Origin of the sequence: Moorena sp. SIO1F2 (genome assembly GCF_010672755.1) — a bacterium.
GTDB lineage: Bacteria > Cyanobacteriota > Cyanobacteriia > Cyanobacteriales > Coleofasciculaceae > Moorena.
Genome location: NZ_JAAHFV010000109.1, coordinates 1 through 17,715, shown reverse-complemented (window position 1 = coordinate 17,715; position 17,715 = coordinate 1). Strand labels below are relative to the sequence as shown.

Sequence of the window (17,715 nt, the reverse complement as noted above, 5' to 3'; positions counted from 1 at the left end):
GTTGGAGAATACCAGCTCGTAATTGACGGTATCAGTACCTATTTATTGGGCATCGACTCAGGGGACGTATCACCCTTGACGTTCATTAGTTGGCCATTGATATCAGCCGTAATTGCGGCTTTACCTTATATTTTAGCAGTAAGATTGAAGGTAAAAAAACCTTCTCCAGCAGAACGTCAATATCTAGTTATCTTATTCGGTAGCCAGCTCCTGATTAGCTGCTGGATACAGTTTTATTTCGTGATTCAAAACTGGCTAGTGCAATATCCTAGCTTACTGAGCGATGATTTTATCCATAGTTCCTTTGTCTGGAAATTGCCCTCTGCCCAAGTCACTATGGTATCTAGAGGTGTATCGATCTTAGAGGGGATGGAAGTTCAATTGAAAGAAGAGTTGAATGAAAAATATTGGTCAGAGGTTGAGAAATCCCTGCTTAAAATAAATCAGAAAAAGTTGCTGAAGGGAATTGAATATCAAGCCAAGCAAAGCTCACCGGTTGCTGAAGATCCTCTATGGAAAGTGACCTATAAATTTTCATCCAGGAAGTCTGGGTCTGACTATAACTTAGACTTGCAGGCCAATTGGAACGGCCCCCGTTCAAACCCTGACACCAAACCTGACTCTTATTCCTTCACCAAGTCTTGTCGCATTAAGCAGGTAGATGGGCGATCAGGGTTAGGTTCTAAACCAATTGGTAATGTGGAATGCCAAGCCTCTAGGACAGGAGAAATTGAGGTGTTCGCTGACCAAGGTAAACAGTAAAAAGTAAAATTCAAAAGACTTGCTTGGATCCAGTAAACTAGAAAATAGCAACTAGAAAATAGCAACTAAGAAATCTAGGATTTATAAATAGGACACGAACAATATTGCTAATTTTTAATAACACCAAAAAATCTTCCAATCTCTTTACTACTGCTCCCTACTCCCTGCTCCCTGCTCCCTTTTTAATTTAATCCTATGTTCACAACTAAAATAAAAATGCTATAGCAAATACTAAATACCAATTACCAATTACCAATTATTAAATACCAAATGACCAATGACCAATGAGGAAGAACAAATTCCCATTCATGGTATCAGTGGACTGGGAAAGTGTAGCAGCACGAGGATACTATCAGCCCTCCCGTAACATCAAAGTAGCTGAATCGGGGGGAGCTTACCAATTACCGCTCTCCTTTGAGACTCACTCACCCAAGGGATGCCCTAGGATACCACCAGATATTCAGCTGCGGCAGTATCAGCGGCAAGCGGTGGCCAATTGGTTTGCCCATCGGGGACGAGGAACCCTGAAAATGGCAACGGGTAGTGGTAAAACGATTACTGCTTTAGCGATCGCAACGGAACTGTATCAAAAAATCGGCTTACAGGTGTTGCTGGTGGTTTGCCCTTACCGCCACTTGGTTACTCAGTGGGCAAGAGAATGCGAACACTTTAATCTCGAACCGATCTTAGCCTTCGAGAGTGTCTACAGTTGGCAGAGTCAACTGTCTGCCCAGCTATACAACCTCCAGGTTGGGAAACAATCGTTTATTACCATAATCACTACCAATTCTACCCTGATTAAGGATGGTTTCCAGTCTCAGCTGAAGTATTTTCCTGATAAAACCCTGATAGTGGGAGATGAAGCCCATAATTTGGGGACTACCCGCATCGAAAAGAGTTTACCCCGTAACATTGGACTGCGCCTTGCTCTGTCAGCTACACCGGAACGGTATTTTGATGAAGCTGGCACAGAAGCGTTGTTTGACTATTTTGGTTCAGTATTACAACCAGAACTGACCTTAGCCGATGCGATTCACCAAGGAGCGCTAGTGCGTTACCTATACTATCCGGTGTTCGTGGAATTAACAGAGGCGGAAAATATTGCCTATGCTAGATTAACTCAACGGATTGGTTGGGCATTAGGGGAAGCAGACGATATAGAAAATGACACTACTGTAACATCGTTATTGATGCAACGAGCTCGGTTAGTTGGGGCGGCTGCTAACAAGTTAAGGGCGTTGCAGCGGTTAATGGCTAAGCGTCTGAACACCTACCATACCTTGTTTTATTGTGGGGATGGTTCCGTAGATGGGCAAGTGAGTAATGAAAGCAACCGTCAGTTAGCAGCAGTAACCCAGTTATTAGGTTCTCAACTGGGCTATCGGGTCAACACCTACACTGCTCAGACACCGTTGGCAGAACGGGAGGAATTACGTCGTCAATTTGAACGGGGGGAGTTGCAGGGCTTAGTAGCAATTCGATGTTTGGATGAAGGGGTGGATATTCCATCCATTGAAACGGCGGTAATTCTAGCAAGTAGTAGCAATCCCCGGCAATTTATTCAGCGGCGAGGGCGAGTGTTGCGACCGCACCCAGGTAAGGAACGGGCAACGTTATTTGACATGATTGTTTTGCCCCCAGATTTGGGACGAGAAACTTGGGAAGTGGAACGGAGTTTGTTAAAAAAGGAATTGAAGCGATTTTTGGAGTTTGCTGAGTTGGCCGATAATGCAGGGGAGGCCAGGGTAAAATTGCTGGAAATTCAGCAGCGCTATGGAGTGCCAGATTGCTAATTCCCAAGAATGCGATTTTGCTAAGAGACCGGTTGTTCTTGCCTTCCACGATTTTTGATCAAAAAAAGCGATGCAGCGCGGTCTTGGGGGTTTCCCCCATGAGCGACTGCATCAAGACACGGTGGCAGTGTCACCGATTACGACAATGAACGATTGTCAATCTTCCGGTTCAAAATCTTCTTTGCCGACTCCACAAACCGGACATACCCAGTCATCTGGAATATCTTCAAAGGGTGTCCCCGGCGCAATGCCACTATCTGGATCCCCTACCTCTGGGTCATATTCATAGCCGCAAGTGGTACAGACATATTTCTTCATCGATATTATCCTCAATGAGTGTTCTTCTCTCATGAGTCAGATCATATCGTGTACCGTTGTTTCGGTAGTGTTCTTTGTGATTGTTTTTTTATATAATTAATTCCATGACTCCCATGGAACTGAGCGACCAAGTAGTTTTTCCAATGCTGTAATTTCCTGTTTATAATACTTAGTAAGAGCATGTTTGATAGTTGGTGAAATCGACACTTTTTCCTGAGGCTGCACGTTAAGGCGTAAATAGATCGGATCGAGCGACCGTCGAATTTTCCTTAAAACTTTGTGAATGGGTTTGTCTTGTGTATATTGACGCATCGACTTTAAAAACTGCTCATAATTCCGGTGAAACCACCAATTTTTTACTGCCTTGCTGGGATTATAAACTTTAAAAAGATAATCCTCATAGAAGCTGGGATCAATTCCTGCAAATCCACAGATTTTTTCAAGCACAGATTTGGGATTACGGGATAGTTCTTCATAAAAATTCACATAAATTCTATCGGAGCCGAATAACTCAAAGTAAGGCTTTAAGTAGACAGAATAACGGCCTTGCTCAAGAGAACGCATATAGGTATAGGTATTTTCGTGATCAAAATTATCATTAATTAATTGCTGGTTAACATAGTTATCAAAGCTGATATCTTGAGGAATATACTCTTTCTGTTTAGCAAACTTATACCAATAAATTAAGCGATAAACCGGTTCCCTTAGGATAAATATAAGTTTTACATTTGGTAGAGATAGTTTGATTTTATGGGGTGTCCCTGATGAGTAAAGATAGTCTGGTGTTGCCTCCATCCGAATTTTTTCGCAATGGTAGCACTGAGCATAACGGAAAATATCATCATATTTTTATAGACCATCTTCATAGCGATAGTTGGAAGCTTCCGGATAATCTTTATCCAAAAAGAAGCGAATTTCTTTGAGGTTAGAGGTACAAACTTGAGGATGATCAGCTAGATAATAAAACAGTGATGTTGTTGCCGCTTTTGTCGTGCCTCCAATAATCAAGTAAGAGTGCTGTTTAATACTTGAACTATTCATAGAGTTTATTAACCCTGATTAACTAGGATGGTTGGTGAGGACAGAAACACCCTTTTGATGGAGTAGATAGATGATAAGTATCACATAGATAAAAGCCATAACAGGCCAACTCATAGCAATACCAATCAATCCCCAAACTTGCCAAAATAACCAACTCAGAGCAACCCCTACAAATGCCATAGTCACCATACTCCAGACAACCAAACCATAAGCTCTCTGAGCATACAAGCCAGCTTCAAGCACGGGGATTAGAGAAATAAATGCCAAGGACAGCCCTAACCACAAGAACACTTGAGACGTCTGCTCAATAGAGGTAGCTTCAAAAGAACCATGTCCGTATAGCAAACGAATGATTTCTCCATGGAATACCACAATGAAAAGTACTGCAGGTAAGCTTACTAATAGGGTTTTAGTCAGGTTTTTGCGCAAAGCCGATCCCAACCGGGATTTATGCCCAGCTAAGTCATGCTCTGTCATGGCAGGCAAGCTGGTGGTAGCAATACTGACACCAATAATCGTTTGAGCAGCGGAGACGATCCGAATCGCAAAGTAGAATGTGGACACCCCGCCAACTGCTACTAAGGAAGGGAGCATCTGGCTCTTGACTAGATTAGAGGCTAGCTTAATAACAAAACCGATAGTGGGTAAAGAACCTGCTTGCCACAGACGCAGGAGGTCATCTTTGCCAGCCCAGGCCAACCATTGATGCTGGTGTCCCGCTTTAAAAGCATCTAGAAATACCAGCACAAAGAATCCACCAAATCCCAAGGTATAAGCGATCGCTATCCACAGAGCAATACTAGACTGTTGCCATGCCAACCCAATAGCAGCCACTACGAAACCTGGTGCGATCGCATTCCGCAGAGCTACCGCACTAAAGCGCCTTTGGCTGTTGAGGATTACACTAAAGACCGCAATCCCAGGAGCAAACAAAACCATTGGCGCACAGACCCGAAATAAAAACGTTGCTTGTGCTCTACCCTCTGGGGAAAATCCTGGGGCTAACCCAGTTATAATCAATGGCGCTATAATTTCCAACAGAACAGTTAGACTAACACCGAGTACTAAAGCTAAGTTTACAATGCCACTTACCAAACGATGATATTCCCTGAGACTCAGAGCATCTCGGCGCTCCATGAACATTGGAACCAAGCTTTGTCTGGTTCCCTCCCGGCTCACGGTATCAATTAGTCGTGGTAAGCTCAGGGCAACAATCAAGGCATCTGTGGTTTGACTAGTCCCCAGTTTCGCCGCCATCAAAATGTCTGCAACCCACGCCAGTAGCATACCCAAGAAGGTCAGAGACATCACTCGCAGCGTGGGAGATTTCCAGCCTTTGATTATACGGTTGGATAGGTTCATTGCTATTACTTACTGCATAGACCTGATTAAGGTAGCAGACTTGGAGTTTTTCCCTTTTGGTTGTCCGTGCTGGTAGTATCCAAAAATTACGAAATTGTTGGTAAATCCAAATTGTTGCTACTTTTCAACTGACTGGTTTAAGACTCGGGTTGAAGTACCGGAGTGGAATCTTTGGGAGCGTCTGTCTTAGAACTCGGTTTTTCCCAGGCCAGGATAACCAGCCCAGTTGTAATTAACAGGCAAAGCGCCACAGCCCCCAGCATCACCGTTTTTTTGGTATTACCAACAGGTTCTTTCGGTAAGTTCGGCTCTACTAACAATTGCAGGGTTGGATAAGCAGTAGCATGATCCGATTTATTCAAGTTTAATTGAGCCGACTTCGCCGTAAATATAGCTTCAGAGATTTGCACCTCTCGCTCAAGCTCAGTCAGGGTTAACTGCTTCTCAATCAACGTCTGAAGTCTAGACTCTAGCTGAGCAATTTGTTCTGCCAAGGTGTTAACTTGACCGGTTAGTCCCTGTTGTTGAGCTCTCTGGTTAATTAACACTTGTGCCAGATTTGCTCGACCTGTCTGGGCATCTAAGCCTAAATTGAGATTATCCAAACGTTGAAGATCCATCCGCTTGCCCAATAGCTGTTGGCTACGAGCAAGTAATGCCTCAAGCGCCGCTTGCTTCTTAGCTTTGAGATTAATCACCTGAGGGCTATTTGGTGTCCATTGAGTATTGAGTATCGTTAGGTTAGCGCTGATATCGCTATAGTTTTGCCAAAGCTTTTTAAAGACTTCATCATCCTGAAGCATCAGAGCATCGGCTGCTTGGTCAGTTGACAACCTTAGGTTAGCTTCTAGCTGCCTTAATCCAGAGGTAGCCGCTTGCTGCTGAGCCAATAAATTAGCACGCTCCACTCGCAAGCTCTCTACTTCTTCTGAAAGGTTCTTGATTTGTTCAGAAATTTTGAGCGGTGAATTCTTTTTGAATTGAGAAAGCTTTGTTTGGGCTTTTTTTAAGTTACTATTAGCAGAGTCTAACGCTAACAACGTCTTGTTATCCTGACGAGCTGATTCTTCTGCTCTCAAGTAATCAATCCGTTTAACTAACGCTTCATAAAAAGCCCGAGTATTTCGCTGAGCTTCCAGTTTGCTTTTGCCATCCGCTTCAAATTCTATGATAGTGGTACCTCTATCCAAAGAAACCCTTGGCTTGGCAAACTCTTCAAAATCTTTGACTGAGGTATTAACAGCAGCAGCAGCTTCAGTTAATACGACGTCACTCATGGCGATATACTGGTAGTTTTCTCGTGGATCTACCTTTAAAAGATATCCGTAAGGAGACTTCTCACCTGGATTGGAGGAAGCTTGACCGACTCCAGGGAGTTGAACAGATCCTTGAGAACCCACACCAGGTATAATTGCTGCTGCCTTACTGGTGTAAGTTGGAGGGATTTGCTCGAGCACAAAAAAAGCTAAACCCAAAATAGCAGCATTACTCAAAATCCCCAAACTTATGTAGGAAAACCATTTCAACCCATTGGGTCGAGAACGTTGGCGTGCTTTTGGTAAGGCTCGAATCGGAATTGAAGATTCTGTCATCGTCTGTGATCAGAATAGATGCAGTCCACAAATTTACATTCAGACTAAATTATGAATATTTTGTGATTGTAGTTCAGATACCGTGCTTTTAAACAATTTTGACCAGTGGGATAAATCCTCTAGCTGCTATTATTATAGAACTAGATGACAGAATTAGATGACGCCCACAATAGTTTTTTTTTGCCCATTGAAATCACACCCCCATAATACTACAGATGCAGATGGGGTTAGCCAAGACCAACTAACAACGGCCTAGCCTAATGGATCTTAAAATTCACTTGATCAATCAGTTCTGATCCATGTTCAACCTACCCTACAAGGGAAGCCAAGGGTTAACAACCTTCAACCTTCAACCTTCAACCTTCAACCTTCAACCTTCAACCTTCAACCTTCAACCTTGGCCAAAAGGCCACGCGTGCGCGTTCAACCTTCAACTTCCAATCTTCAACCTCCCAACTCCCGAGAACGCTGATAAGACCCTAAAACCGCCTCAATCAAAGCTGATCGAAAACCAGCCTTCTCCAACTTAGCGATCGCAGCAATTGTGGTTCCCCCAGGACTAGTCACCTTATCCTTCAATTGAGCTGGATGCATTTGAGTTTCTTGTAACAGCTGGGCTGTCCCCAATACTGTAGACAGGGCCAACTGTAATGCGATCGCTCTGGGTAATCCAGCTGCCACGCCCCCATCTGCTAGGGCTTCCACCAAAATCGCCACATAAGCTGGGCCTGACCCAGATAAACCGGTCACCGCATCCATCAGGTGTTCCGGAATCTCAACTACTTCACCAACAGCCCTAAAAATTGTCTTTGCTTGCTCCATTTGATCAGGCGATACCCATTTTCCGGCCGCTAGGGCTGTGATTCCTGCCCCAACTGTTGCAGGAGTATTAGGCATTGCCCGGATCACTGGCTGGGAGGCAAAAGCGGTTTCCAGTCGTTCCAGAGGCACTCCAGCTATAATTGAAATCACCATTGGCAACGTTCCTAAGCTGTGACCGTTGTCACCTCTACCCATTCCCAGTTCTGCCGCTACCGCTTCAAATACCTGAGGTTTAATTGCCAGTAACAAAACCTCTGATGCTGCCGCTGCCGCTTGGTTATTGGCAGTGACCCTTATGCCGTATTTTTGCGCCAAACCATCACGGCGCTGCTCCAGCAGCTCACTCACCAAGACCTGATCAGGGTGGTAAAGTTGTTGGGCAAGTAGACGGGATAGGAGGGCTTCTCCCATGACACCGCCACCAATTATGCCAAGTTTTATAGGCAACCCAACACCTCTCTTTTCAACTATTAATGTTATTCATGAAACACTATACACTTGTCAAGTCCTGACGCTTACTGAGCCATCTGATCTGGCTCAGAACCCCAGGCTGGTGACGGAGCTGTCTGACGGGGATTAGGGACTTGGGGAGTAGGTATCTCATGAATCACACCAGACTGAGTACTTACCTGAACACAGCTTGGTGTGAACAAGAAAATACTTTCACCAATACGCTCTTGATGACCATCAATAGCGTAAGTCCCACCAGCCACAAAGTCCACCGCTCGTTGTGCTTGGTCTGGATCCATGATAGTCAGGTTTAAGACCACCGACTTCCGTTCCCGCAGTGCCTGAATCACTTGGGGCATTTCTTCAAACGAACGAGGTTCAATCACTGCCACCTCTGAAATCCCATTGGCTGCTCCAGGCATGCCAATCACATTATTGATCGGAGATGGCCCTACGCCTGCTTCTGATACCGTTGTCCGCTCCCGAGAACGACGTCTTGTCGGACGTTCCTCCTCTGGTGGCGGTTGCACCGGTTGCTCTTGTGGGTAGGGAGTTGGGTAAGCATCCCCCTCCATATCTTCATATTCGTATTCGTATTCCACTGGCTCATTCAGACCGACGAAATCGCGCAGTTTATTAAAAATACCGCTCATAGTCAACTCTCCATCACAACTTTAGTGTAAGCTTCTGCAAAACCGATAATCGACCTTCTCTAGGGCAGCAGTCTTGAGTAGATGCTTAGACTAGAACGTAAACAGTCTAACTTACCCCATAAGCTTACTTAATAATTTTCACCCTTGAGAACACCACAAGGTTATCAATATAGAATATATATCTGCCTTCTGCTTGGGGTGTAGTTGTGGAAACAAACACTTAGCAGAAGGTTATGCCATTATATATAAGAGGGCAATATTGATGATGGATGTGGTTGGGTATATACTACCCCATTACTTGGCTCTAGCCATAACCTAATTTCAGAAAACCCTCACAATCATCGTTTATACCTACTTCTGGCGGTAATATCAGCCCATTCACCTTGTCCGGCTCCAAAGAGTCTCCCAATTAACCCGAACGGGTTTCCTAATGGAACTTATTGGAAGGTTTGCTGATGGATAATCCGAAGCTGCTCATAGTCAGCCGATGAACCACTGCGCCTAAGTAAGCGAAGGCGATTTTCTACCAACAGCCGAGCCTCAGAACGACTGATTGGCTCAAAGGCAATACCATTGGTGGTACTTTTCACCAAAAAGAAAAGTCTCTGGGCATAGATCGTAGTGAACAACTCTTGTTGTTCTTCAACAATGCAAACTCGAAACAGTAGACCAAAATTGGGGTGATGGAGGTAGTTTTCAGAACTCATCAAAATCCATACTAGGCGGTACTTGAGCACCGAACAGTCTGATTTGGGTCAAATAAGTCATTGCCATGACTTACTTTTCCTTAGTCAGGTTAGTGGTATTATGCCAGGGGTTTGGTTAATTAGTTAATTAAGGTCACACTAGGAGTCACCAAGACCCTAACAATTCCTAAAGACTTTAACCAAGTTATAGAGATAATAGCTTGATTAGTGGATTTGAGTTTGCCAGGGAGAACAATTAGGGGATTGGGTCATATTGTTTCTGACACCATGAGATTTCTAAGATCATGGCAATCTGATATAACTCACCAAGTCTACCCAAATCTGACATAAATACATCTCCCCTACCTTGGTTGAACTGCTCAATACCGATACCAACAGATTTGAGATAGACTGAGGATTGATAAGAATCCCATAGGGAAAGAGGATGGGGAGGAAAAAAATACACTAATAGTTTTGGCAATAGTTTTGGCAATAGTTTTGGCGGTGACTTCGTGAAACTTTAATAAAGATTGCTCAGAAATCCACATGTTTCAAAAATTCTAGGTCGATAATGGTTCTATAAGCTAATGATTCCCCTAGTAATTAGCCAACAAACTATCCGGATTAACGAGTCTAATGACTGAAAAATTGAATGAACAAGAGACAAAAACTATCAGTATAGAGGTGCATCCAGATAATAACTGATTAGGCGTTTTCAGGATGTTATTGATTAAGGGTAAGCATTTTGCTAATAGCCTAATCTCGACCCTGCAATGTTTGTAGGGTCATTATTATGAATTGATAGTGATTTTACAATTGTCCATGTTACTTTGTCTCAATTGCTGGGCATCAAGCGTGAGTAAGTCCTGGTAAATTGGTCACTCAATTTGGTCACTCAATTTGGATAGTAGGCTGACACACTGGGCTGTTAGTCTGTGAACTTCAATCGATAAATCTTTGAGGAGTAAAGTAGAAACATAATGTTTGACTGCATAATCGTTGGTGCGGGACCGGCTGGTGGAACTGCTGCTTATCACCTGGCTAAAGCTGGAAAGTCTGTGGTGGTTCTAGAAAAAGAATCCTTACCCCGGTACAAAGCTTGTAGTGGTGCGGTTTCCCCACAAGTGCAACAGTGGTTTGATTTCGACTTTACACCTGTCATATCTCTAAAAGCTGAGAGTGTACGCTACACCTGGAAAATGGATGATCCAGTAGAGGTGAAACTGGACACTCAAGAACCGGTTTGGATGGTGCAACGAGATGTTTTCGATCACTATCTCATCCAACAAGCCCAAAAACAAGGTGCTGAAATTCGAGATAATACAGCAGTTACAGGGGTAGAGTTTAAGGGAGACCACTGGCAGGTCAACACTGTCAATGGGACTGTGGAAGGTCGCTATGTGATTGCAGCTGACGGTGCTACTGGACCGATGGCAAAATGGTTGGGATTCAAAGAACGTAAGTCACGTTTAGCATTAGCCCTAGAAGTGCCAAAATCGGACACTAATAGTAAGGAGATCCATTTTGACTTTGGTCAGGTCAAAAATGGCTTTATCTGGAATATTCCTAAAGCCGAAGGCTACTCCATTGGTCTTGGCTCCTTACGGGGTGGTGACCTCAAAGACATCCAAAAGATAGTCAAAGGTTATGCGGAGAAATCCGGCTTAGACCTGAGTAGCTGTCAACAGCACGAAGGTGCCATCTGTGTCTGGGAAGGTCAGGAGAAGCTCCATACACAAAATGCTGTATTAGCTGGGGAAGCTGCTTGTGTGGTGGATCCCATGACTGCTGAGGGAATTCGACCCTCCATGTTTAGTGGGATGAAAGCAGCTGAGGCCATTCAACAAGCTTTGGCAGGTCAAGCTGATGCCTTAGAAAACTATACCCAGGTGATGCAGGAAGAACGGGGAACTGATATGAGTTGGGCTGCTAAGCTCGCTGGTGCGTTCTACAGCTTTCCCGGAATTGGGTACAAAGTCGGCGTTAAAAAACCCGTTGCTACTCAAATCATGCTCAACATTCTGTGTGGGCAATTACGCTACTCCGAAGTAGTAAATCGTGCCATGAAGCGCTTGAACCCATTAAGCGGGGGATAATGGTGATAGGATAATTAATCTTTTCTGGTATCTTATCACGTAAATAGTTGGGGTTGTTGAGGGTGGACGCTTGACTGTCAACCCTCAACCGTCAACAGATAATACCATTAATGTCGGGTAAAAATGACCATACTTGACCCCACCACAGGACTACGGGCAAGTAACTTTCCCTCTAGGTCAGTAATTTCCAACTTGCTAAAGTCTAATTCTTGAGACTGACTCAGCATCCTTTGAGCTAAGGTATTCTGCTGAGCATCGTTGAGTTGGTACCACTCATCATTTACCTTGACCAAGAGCATACTTCTGAGAAAGTTCGCCTCAATTGCTTGAATCAGGTCATTACCGTACTGAGCGGTAATAGCCGCAATTTGATTTTGAATTGCGACAATCAGGCTTTGTTCAGGAGTTAACTCTGGTGTGGGTATGGGTTCCGATTCCACCAGTTGTGATTCCTGAGGAACTTCCAAATTTTGTGGAGAATTAATGGTATCAGCAGGAACTTGTGCCACCTGTGCTGGTGTCTTTGGTAGAAGCGTTAGTGTTGTCCATAGAATGACTACTACCACGCTTGCGATCGCACCAGTCAACATCCAATCAGACAGTTTTTCATTCCAAGCTGCCGGTAGCAAGGAGCGGACTTTTTTTAAGGTGCCATCCCAAAACTGGCCAAGAGTACTAAGAATCGGCAGCAAGCGATTCATTAATCCAGACTTAGGCTCAGAAGACGATAACTTTCCCTTGCCAGTTGTCTGAGGCGATGGACTTGTTGTTTCCAAGCTGTCTTCGGATTTATCTGTCACTGATGGTGTCGGCGGCGTTTGAATTGGTTCATCCTTTGCCGCTTCTGGCTGCTGTTTTTGCTCTTCTGACATTGTAATTCCTGCTCCATAAAACTTATGCAAAACTTACCAAAGCTCGTTAAAGCTGTTTATTTCCTGCTTCTTCCGGAACTGTCGGCAGCACTCCGTCCACAGGCAGACACCATAGAGCCTACGGCGTTTTTTAAATTAATTGCTGCGTTTAAGTCTCTGTCAAGACTCAACCCACACTTAGGACAGTTGTAAGTCCTGATTTTCAAGGTCATTTTTTGACGATGCCCACAACTTGAACACAGTTGAGATGATGGGTAGAATCTGTCTACAATGACTAACTTTGAGCCATACCATTCACATTTGTATTCCAGCTGTCTCTTGAATTCGTAAAACCCTTGGTCAGCAACAGACCCAGCTAGCCTGTGATTAGCCATCATGCCTGATACATTCAAATCTTCAATTGCTACCGTGCCGTGGTTCTTAGCTAAGTAGGCAGTCAGTTTATGTAATGTATCTTTGCGAATGTTGGCTACTCTCTGATGTTTTTTGGCTAGTCGGTTTACTGCTTTGTACCAGTTCTGAGAACCTTTAACTTTTCTGGACAAGTCACGCTGACACCTCGCTAGTTGTTTTTTGGCTTGGCGATAAGGTTTAGAACCACATATAATTTCCCCAGTACTTAGTACGGCTAATGCCTTGACCCCTAAATCTACTCCCACTACATCTATTTGCTTTGGGGTTGGGTTTGGTTCATGTCCATAATGAAAACTTAGATACCAACCGTCAGCCTGACGAGATATGGTAATTTTCTTTGTCGTCACTTCTGGCAAAGGCTCATAAGTCCTCACCCAACCTAGTTTAGGTAGTTTATGCTTGCAGCCTGACAGTTTAATTGGTGCTCCAGAATTATCAATAGTAAAGCTATCATGGGCTCCTTTTTTCTTAAATCTAGGGTATCCACCATTACCTTGAAAAAATCGCTTGTAAGCTTCTCCTAAATCAATAAAAGCGTATTGGTACACTTTGGAGGATAACTGATTCATCCAAGGGTATTGAGGCTTTACGTAATTGGTAAAAAGCTTTCTGAGCTTACTAGCTGATGGCTTTAGCCCTTCTGAGTAAGCTTGTTGCCATAAAGCCAATCCCCAGTTATAAACCCATCTAGAATACCCTGCATGTTTAGCCATCAAAGTTTTCTGATGGTTATTTAGCTTTAGTTTAGTTTGAAGAGCTTTATACATATTTGCTAACCTTTGATGAGGTTTTCTACTAATAGTTAGCACTCCCAGGCAGCGCCATTTGTTGATTCAATGGATTAACACTCCTCCTTACTCACTATATGTCGGTTTCGCGTTGCTCAAGCAAGTTGATGTCAGGGGTAAGGCTAACCCCGTATCTATAGCACCTCACCCCTCACAGTCCCCAATTTTTCGGTCAAAATGTTCCCATAATGTTAATGGGAAATTGAAGAGGTATTATACCCAATCAATTTCCCAGTATTAAAGCTCCGTCTTCAAGGTAGGAGGGCTGAGATATTTGCGATTCGGTTATACCGCAGCAAAGTAAACTTTTGATTTAACAGGGTCAGGGTTCATAGTTTTGTCACCTGGTTGCCACCCTGCTGGGCAAACTTCATCGGGATGAGCTTGAACGTATTGAATCGCTTTCAAGGTACGCAGGGTTTCGTCAACGCTACGACCAAAGGAGAGGTTATTGATAGTAGCGTGCTGGATTATGCCCTCCTTGTCGATGATGAATAAACCACGCAAGGCAATACCGGCTTCCGGGTCAAGAACGTTGTAAGCTGTGCTGATTTCTTTTTTGATATCAGAAACCAGAGGATAAGCTAAATCGCCTACACCACCACTCTTGCGGTCAGTCTGAATCCAAGCCAGGTGAGAGAATTCACTGTCAACAGAGACGCCAAGGACTTCGGTGCCTAGTTCTTTGAATTCTTCAAAGCGATCGCTAAATGCAGTAATTTCGGTAGGACAAACAAAAGTGAAGTCTAGGGGATAGAAAAACACAACGACGTATTTACCACCATAGTCAGACAGTTTAATTGTCTTGAACTCTTGCTCGAATACAGCAGTGGCCGTGAAGTCGGGAGCCAGTTGGCCTACCCGGAGACATCCTTCTGTTGTAGTCATATAGTTATGCTCCTTAAAGTGTGTAGGGTGTCAGTTGGCTACAGATTGCTGATCAAGTGGTGGTCACCTCAAACCGTGCTACCCATACTATTTCTCAAAGTGCTGGCTAAATACATACATCTTGAGAGGGAGTTCATGGATAAGAAAATGATCTACCCAATATCCGATTTTCATGGCCAGACCATGATCTGTAACCAACCACACAAATGGTATCAAATCTAATTGATTATTTACGAACCTTTACAAATATATCATAGTCATAACGATTTTGATTAGTAGGGTTTTCTTCAGGTGCGACAATCACGCGAATTTAATTCTTAATGGTAAGAGCGCACCGAAGTATCCAATATTAGCAAATACTTGATGGAGCTTTATCCTTGATCCTTCCCAATTACTCTTTTAGATTTTATTCTTCATGCTTTATAATTTGCTGTTAACCCTTCATCCTTCAAAAATACTCAATTCCAACAGGGTTACCTCCCAAACCAATCGCGGCTGAGCATAACTGAGCAGGTATCGCCGAGCTTGCTCTAGCTTTTTAATCATGTCTGGTTGAGTGTGTGATTGCCAGTAGCAGTGTTGTAAATACTTCACTAACCAAAGCTGAGTGTGGGTATCCAGCTTGTTGTCGATTTCCTTTGCCAGTGCTAATGCTTGACGGGATGTGTGGGGTAACTGGGTAAGTTGGCTGAGTAAGTTTGGGGGCATAGCTTGGAGTTGCTCAAAAGCAGCGATCGCTTCCCCTGGACTTCCCTGGGCAATGGCGAGTACTGATGGTTCCTGTAAAATCTGTTGATGACCGGTTTGCCGCAGCACTGTTGTCATAGTTTCGGGCCCCAGGCGATAAAATGGAATCCGCTGACAGCGAGACACTAGGGTCGGCAACAAAGATTCAGTGCTAGGTGCGATCACAATCAACGTAGCATTTCCCGGTTCTTCGAGAGTCTTCAGCAAACCATTGGCTGCTGGCTCTGCCATAGTTTCTGCCTGCTCTAGTACCACCACCTTGCGCGATGCTTCTAGAGGAGAATTACTCAGAAACCGAGCTATTTCCCGAATTTGTTCCAACCGAATTTGGGGGGGTGCCTGACGCTGAATTCCTTTTTGGACAGCCTCTGTAGCAGAAACAAGTATACCATTGTGGAGATAGGTTGGCTCTACCCACAATACATCTGGGTGATTGCCCTGAATAAGTCGTTTTTTAATTGAGACTTGCCCATCAGCGGGGATACCTTGACAAAACAACTGTTCAATAAAAGCCCGTGCTACCAGACTCCGCCCCACCCCAGATGGACCGGCAAACAGGTAGGCAGGGGCAATGCGGTTGGTTGTAATTGCTCCGTGCAATAATGCGATCGCTTGGTCTTGCCCTAGGATAAAGTCGAACGCTCCTGGAACCATGATTTAAACCGTTCACGCAAAATCTTCTGAATGGAATTATGGACTTCCTCCTCACTGTAGCTAGCATCTACCCGAACAATCCGATCGGGATTTTGTTGATACAACTCCTGAAATCCCTGCTGCACTCGTCGGTGAAATGCTAAGTCAGCTTGCTCCATGCGGTCAACGGTTCCCCGCTGTCGCGCCCGTTCCAGACCAATTTCGACATCAATATCCAGCCACAGGGTGAGGTCACTTTCCAGTCCACCAGTAGCAATTTGATTAAGCTCCTCGATCAATTTCAAGTCAATACCTCGCCCATAACCTTGGTAGGCAATTGTGGAATCCGTGTAGCGATCGCATAAAATAATTGCTCCGTTGACTAACTGTGGCTTAATCAACTCTTCAACATGTTCAGCCCGATCAGCAGCATAGAGTAAAAGTTCAGCCCGAGGGTGAATCGGTGAGGAATCTCTATCCAGTAGCAGTTGGCGAACCTTAGTGCCTAATAATGTTCCCCCCGGTTCTCTAGTGACTACAACAACGGGCATGGTTTGATCCAAAGTACCTAGACAGTCTTGTAAGCCACTAGCTCGAAGCCAATTTGAGCATCGCTGTAGTTGGGTAGTTTTACCACCACCTTCCACTCCCTCGAAAACAATTAGCTTACCGCTCAAGCCTACCTCCTTTACTACTCATGCCTAAACATGTTGATAGCCTACAGCTTAAACCATGGGTTGAACAAGCTCAGGCATTCAGCATTCAGCGGTCAGCGGTCAGCCGTCAGCTTATTTTATTCAAAAGGATTGCGCTACGCGCACCCTGCGCGAACAGTAGCCTGGAAGAGGCTTCGACGCTGGAACTTTCCTCCCATAAACACCTCAACTAGCGTGGCCTACGGCCAATAGCTGATAGCTGATAGCTGATAGCTGATAGCACCGATTGCGCTACGCGCACGCTGCGCGAACAGTAGCGTAGCCATTAGCGTAGCGTCGCCCAAAGGCTGACGGCTGACAGCTGATAGCTGACGGCTGAATGCTCCCTTGGCGATAAATCACGCCTAATTAAGCTGTGCTAAGAAATACTGACGATATAAATCACAACTTGGCATGACGTAATTTCCGTCAAAGGTTATCAAACCTAGATTTTTTAATCTATTGATTAAGATTGAATCTAACTCAACACCTCTATCGGTTTGAATCACCTTGTTGAAGAAACTGGCTAACTCATGATTTTGCCTAAGTCTAGTTAATTTTAGCAGCAGATGAACCCTAGAAATTACCTCTCCAGTAGGTGCTTGATCAAGAATTTTTTCTAGGCTAAGGTTTTGGCAAGCCAAGTGATAGAGAGCAAGCTGCCTAGAGGGGCGACAATTAGGGGGAAAAATCAGGTATGACAAGGGGTTTAAGGAAATAGCCTCCGGAAAAATCGGAGGCTATTGTCAATATTTTTTCTTTGTTGACAACAAAATTATGCAACGCCCTGAATTATTACCAAAAAAATGCAGCAGTAGCTTGGAGGAACAAAAACAAGTCTTATCACCAAGTATAGAGTTATTGAAAGAATGTTCCGATATCTAAAAAGAGTAGGATATAGTATGGAAGATACTAAATTCAATAATGACCGACTTGTTTCTATTATTTTATTGCGGTGCGCATTCCATCGCCTAGGTAATGCGCACCAATATAAATTAATTTAGACTATAGTTGGCCATTTTTTTTAGGTCATAACGGCAAACATAAAGGTGTCGATCACTATGTAAATAGTACCACTTAAAAACAAATATTATACAAACGAC

The 17,715-nt window shown here is 44.0% G+C and carries 19 protein-coding genes; 4 read left to right on the top strand and 15 right to left on the bottom strand.

Features of this window, described 5'->3' with window-relative positions:
- The coding region (locus tag F6J94_RS15020) for a DUF5357 family protein (protein ID WP_293041491.1) at positions 1-762 on the top strand (762 nt) is incomplete at its 5' end.
- Positions 763-1,046: 284 nt separating this feature from the next.
- Positions 1,047-2,555, top strand: a complete 1,509-nt coding sequence (locus F6J94_RS15015) for a DNA phosphorothioation system restriction enzyme (protein ID WP_293041488.1) — start codon at positions 1,047-1,049, stop codon at positions 2,553-2,555.
- A gap of 156 nt (positions 2,556-2,711) precedes the next feature.
- On the opposite strand, the gene rd is transcribed toward F6J94_RS15015, so the two are convergent.
- The 9 genes from rd to F6J94_RS14970 form a co-directional block, all read right to left on the bottom strand.
- Complete coding sequence (rd, locus tag F6J94_RS15010; protein ID WP_293041485.1) at positions 2,712-2,873, bottom strand: rubredoxin; 162 nt, start codon at positions 2,871-2,873, stop codon at positions 2,712-2,714.
- A 96-nt stretch (positions 2,874-2,969) separates the two neighbouring features.
- A complete protein-coding gene (locus F6J94_RS15005) occupies positions 2,970-3,668 on the bottom strand; it encodes a sulfotransferase domain-containing protein (RefSeq protein ID WP_293041482.1) in 699 nt (232 codons plus the stop codon).
- Positions 3,669-3,722: 54 nt separating this feature from the next.
- Positions 3,723-3,914: a hypothetical protein gene (locus F6J94_RS15000; RefSeq protein WP_293041480.1), complete on the bottom strand. Its 192-nt coding sequence runs from the start codon at positions 3,912-3,914 to the stop codon at positions 3,723-3,725.
- 18 nt (positions 3,915-3,932) lie between these two features.
- Entirely contained in the window at positions 3,933-5,276 is a 1,344-nt protein-coding gene (murJ, locus tag F6J94_RS14995; protein ID WP_293041477.1) for a murein biosynthesis integral membrane protein MurJ, read from the bottom strand.
- Positions 5,277-5,413: 137 nt separating this feature from the next.
- The gene (locus F6J94_RS14990; protein WP_293041474.1) at positions 5,414-6,868 is read right to left on the bottom strand and encodes a hypothetical protein; all 1,455 of its coding nucleotides are present in this window, start codon (positions 6,866-6,868) and stop codon (positions 5,414-5,416) included.
- Positions 6,869-7,312: 444 nt separating this feature from the next.
- A complete protein-coding gene (gene proC, locus F6J94_RS14985) occupies positions 7,313-8,137 on the bottom strand; it encodes a pyrroline-5-carboxylate reductase (RefSeq protein ID WP_075900396.1) in 825 nt (274 codons plus the stop codon).
- A gap of 68 nt (positions 8,138-8,205) precedes the next feature.
- Positions 8,206-8,793 carry a cell division protein SepF gene (locus F6J94_RS14980; protein WP_293025031.1) on the bottom strand — a complete coding sequence of 196 codons (588 nt, stop codon included), beginning with the start codon at positions 8,791-8,793 and terminating at the stop codon, positions 8,206-8,208.
- Between the two features lie 437 nt (positions 8,794-9,230).
- A complete protein-coding gene (gene pipX, locus F6J94_RS14975; protein WP_293025033.1) occupies positions 9,231-9,500 on the bottom strand; it encodes a transcriptional coactivator PipX in 270 nt (89 codons plus the stop codon).
- Positions 9,501-9,735: 235 nt separating this feature from the next.
- A complete protein-coding gene (locus F6J94_RS14970) occupies positions 9,736-9,960 on the bottom strand; it encodes a hypothetical protein (protein ID WP_293041471.1) in 225 nt (74 codons plus the stop codon).
- A gap of 499 nt (positions 9,961-10,459) precedes the next feature.
- Between F6J94_RS14970 and F6J94_RS14965 the strand changes: the two genes are divergently transcribed.
- On the top strand, positions 10,460-11,575 hold the full coding sequence (locus tag F6J94_RS14965) for a geranylgeranyl reductase family protein (protein WP_293025037.1): 1,116 nt from the start codon (positions 10,460-10,462) through the stop codon (positions 11,573-11,575).
- Between the two features lie 107 nt (positions 11,576-11,682).
- On the opposite strand, the gene F6J94_RS14960 is transcribed toward F6J94_RS14965, so the two are convergent.
- The 5 genes from F6J94_RS14960 to tmk form a co-directional block, all read right to left on the bottom strand.
- Positions 11,683-12,447 (bottom strand): hypothetical protein, encoded by a 765-nt coding sequence (locus tag F6J94_RS14960; RefSeq protein ID WP_293041468.1) that lies wholly within the window; start codon positions 12,445-12,447, stop codon positions 11,683-11,685.
- A gap of 56 nt (positions 12,448-12,503) precedes the next feature.
- Positions 12,504-13,628 carry an RNA-guided endonuclease TnpB family protein gene (locus F6J94_RS14955; RefSeq protein ID WP_293041465.1) on the bottom strand — a complete coding sequence of 375 codons (1,125 nt, stop codon included), beginning with the start codon at positions 13,626-13,628 and terminating at the stop codon, positions 12,504-12,506.
- Positions 13,629-13,934: 306 nt separating this feature from the next.
- Complete coding sequence (locus tag F6J94_RS14950; protein WP_293025041.1) at positions 13,935-14,537, bottom strand: peroxiredoxin; 603 nt, start codon at positions 14,535-14,537, stop codon at positions 13,935-13,937.
- Positions 14,538-14,978: 441 nt separating this feature from the next.
- On the bottom strand, positions 14,979-15,938 hold the full coding sequence (holB, locus tag F6J94_RS14945) for a DNA polymerase III subunit delta' (protein ID WP_293041462.1): 960 nt from the start codon (positions 15,936-15,938) through the stop codon (positions 14,979-14,981).
- On the bottom strand, positions 15,908-16,594 hold the full coding sequence (gene tmk / locus F6J94_RS14940; protein ID WP_293041459.1) for a dTMP kinase: 687 nt from the start codon (positions 16,592-16,594) through the stop codon (positions 15,908-15,910). The genes holB and tmk overlap by 31 nt, the downstream gene beginning before the upstream one ends.
- A 20-nt stretch (positions 16,595-16,614) precedes the next feature.
- On the opposite strand from tmk, the gene F6J94_RS14935 reads away from it, so the two are divergent.
- Positions 16,615-16,806 carry a hypothetical protein gene (locus F6J94_RS14935; RefSeq protein ID WP_293041456.1) on the top strand — a complete coding sequence of 64 codons (192 nt, stop codon included), beginning with the start codon at positions 16,615-16,617 and terminating at the stop codon, positions 16,804-16,806.
- Between the two features lie 171 nt (positions 16,807-16,977).
- Here F6J94_RS14935 and F6J94_RS14930 read toward each other — a convergent pair whose 3' ends face one another.
- On the bottom strand, positions 16,978-17,316 hold the full coding sequence (locus F6J94_RS14930) for an AAA-like domain-containing protein (RefSeq protein WP_293041453.1): 339 nt from the start codon (positions 17,314-17,316) through the stop codon (positions 16,978-16,980).
- Positions 17,317-17,715 lie beyond the last annotated feature (399 nt).

Coding starts and splice junctions, on each gene's coding strand:
- F6J94_RS15015 (WP_293041488.1), top strand. CDS start 1,047: ATGAGGAAGAACAAATTCCCATTCATGGTATCAGTGGACTGGGAAAGT.
- rd (WP_293041485.1), bottom strand. CDS start 2,873: ATGAAGAAATATGTCTGTACCACTTGCGGCTATGAATATGACCCAGAG.
- F6J94_RS15005 (WP_293041482.1), bottom strand. CDS start 3,668: ATGGAGGCAACACCAGACTATCTTTACTCATCAGGGACACCCCATAAA.
- F6J94_RS15000 (WP_293041480.1), bottom strand. CDS start 3,914: ATGAATAGTTCAAGTATTAAACAGCACTCTTACTTGATTATTGGAGGC.
- murJ (WP_293041477.1), bottom strand. CDS start 5,276: ATGAACCTATCCAACCGTATAATCAAAGGCTGGAAATCTCCCACGCTG.
- F6J94_RS14990 (WP_293041474.1), bottom strand. CDS start 6,868: ATGACAGAATCTTCAATTCCGATTCGAGCCTTACCAAAAGCACGCCAA.
- F6J94_RS14980 (WP_293025031.1), bottom strand. CDS start 8,793: ATGAGCGGTATTTTTAATAAACTGCGCGATTTCGTCGGTCTGAATGAG.
- pipX (WP_293025033.1), bottom strand. CDS start 9,500: ATGAGTTCTGAAAACTACCTCCATCACCCCAATTTTGGTCTACTGTTT.
- F6J94_RS14965 (WP_293025037.1), top strand. CDS start 10,460: ATGTTTGACTGCATAATCGTTGGTGCGGGACCGGCTGGTGGAACTGCT.
- F6J94_RS14960 (WP_293041468.1), bottom strand. CDS start 12,447: ATGTCAGAAGAGCAAAAACAGCAGCCAGAAGCGGCAAAGGATGAACCA.
- F6J94_RS14955 (WP_293041465.1), bottom strand. CDS start 13,628: ATGTATAAAGCTCTTCAAACTAAACTAAAGCTAAATAACCATCAGAAA.
- F6J94_RS14950 (WP_293025041.1), bottom strand. CDS start 14,537: ATGACTACAACAGAAGGATGTCTCCGGGTAGGCCAACTGGCTCCCGAC.
- holB (WP_293041462.1), bottom strand. CDS start 15,938: ATGGTTCCAGGAGCGTTCGACTTTATCCTAGGGCAAGACCAAGCGATC.
- F6J94_RS14935 (WP_293041456.1), top strand. CDS start 16,615: ATGCCTAAACATGTTGATAGCCTACAGCTTAAACCATGGGTTGAACAA.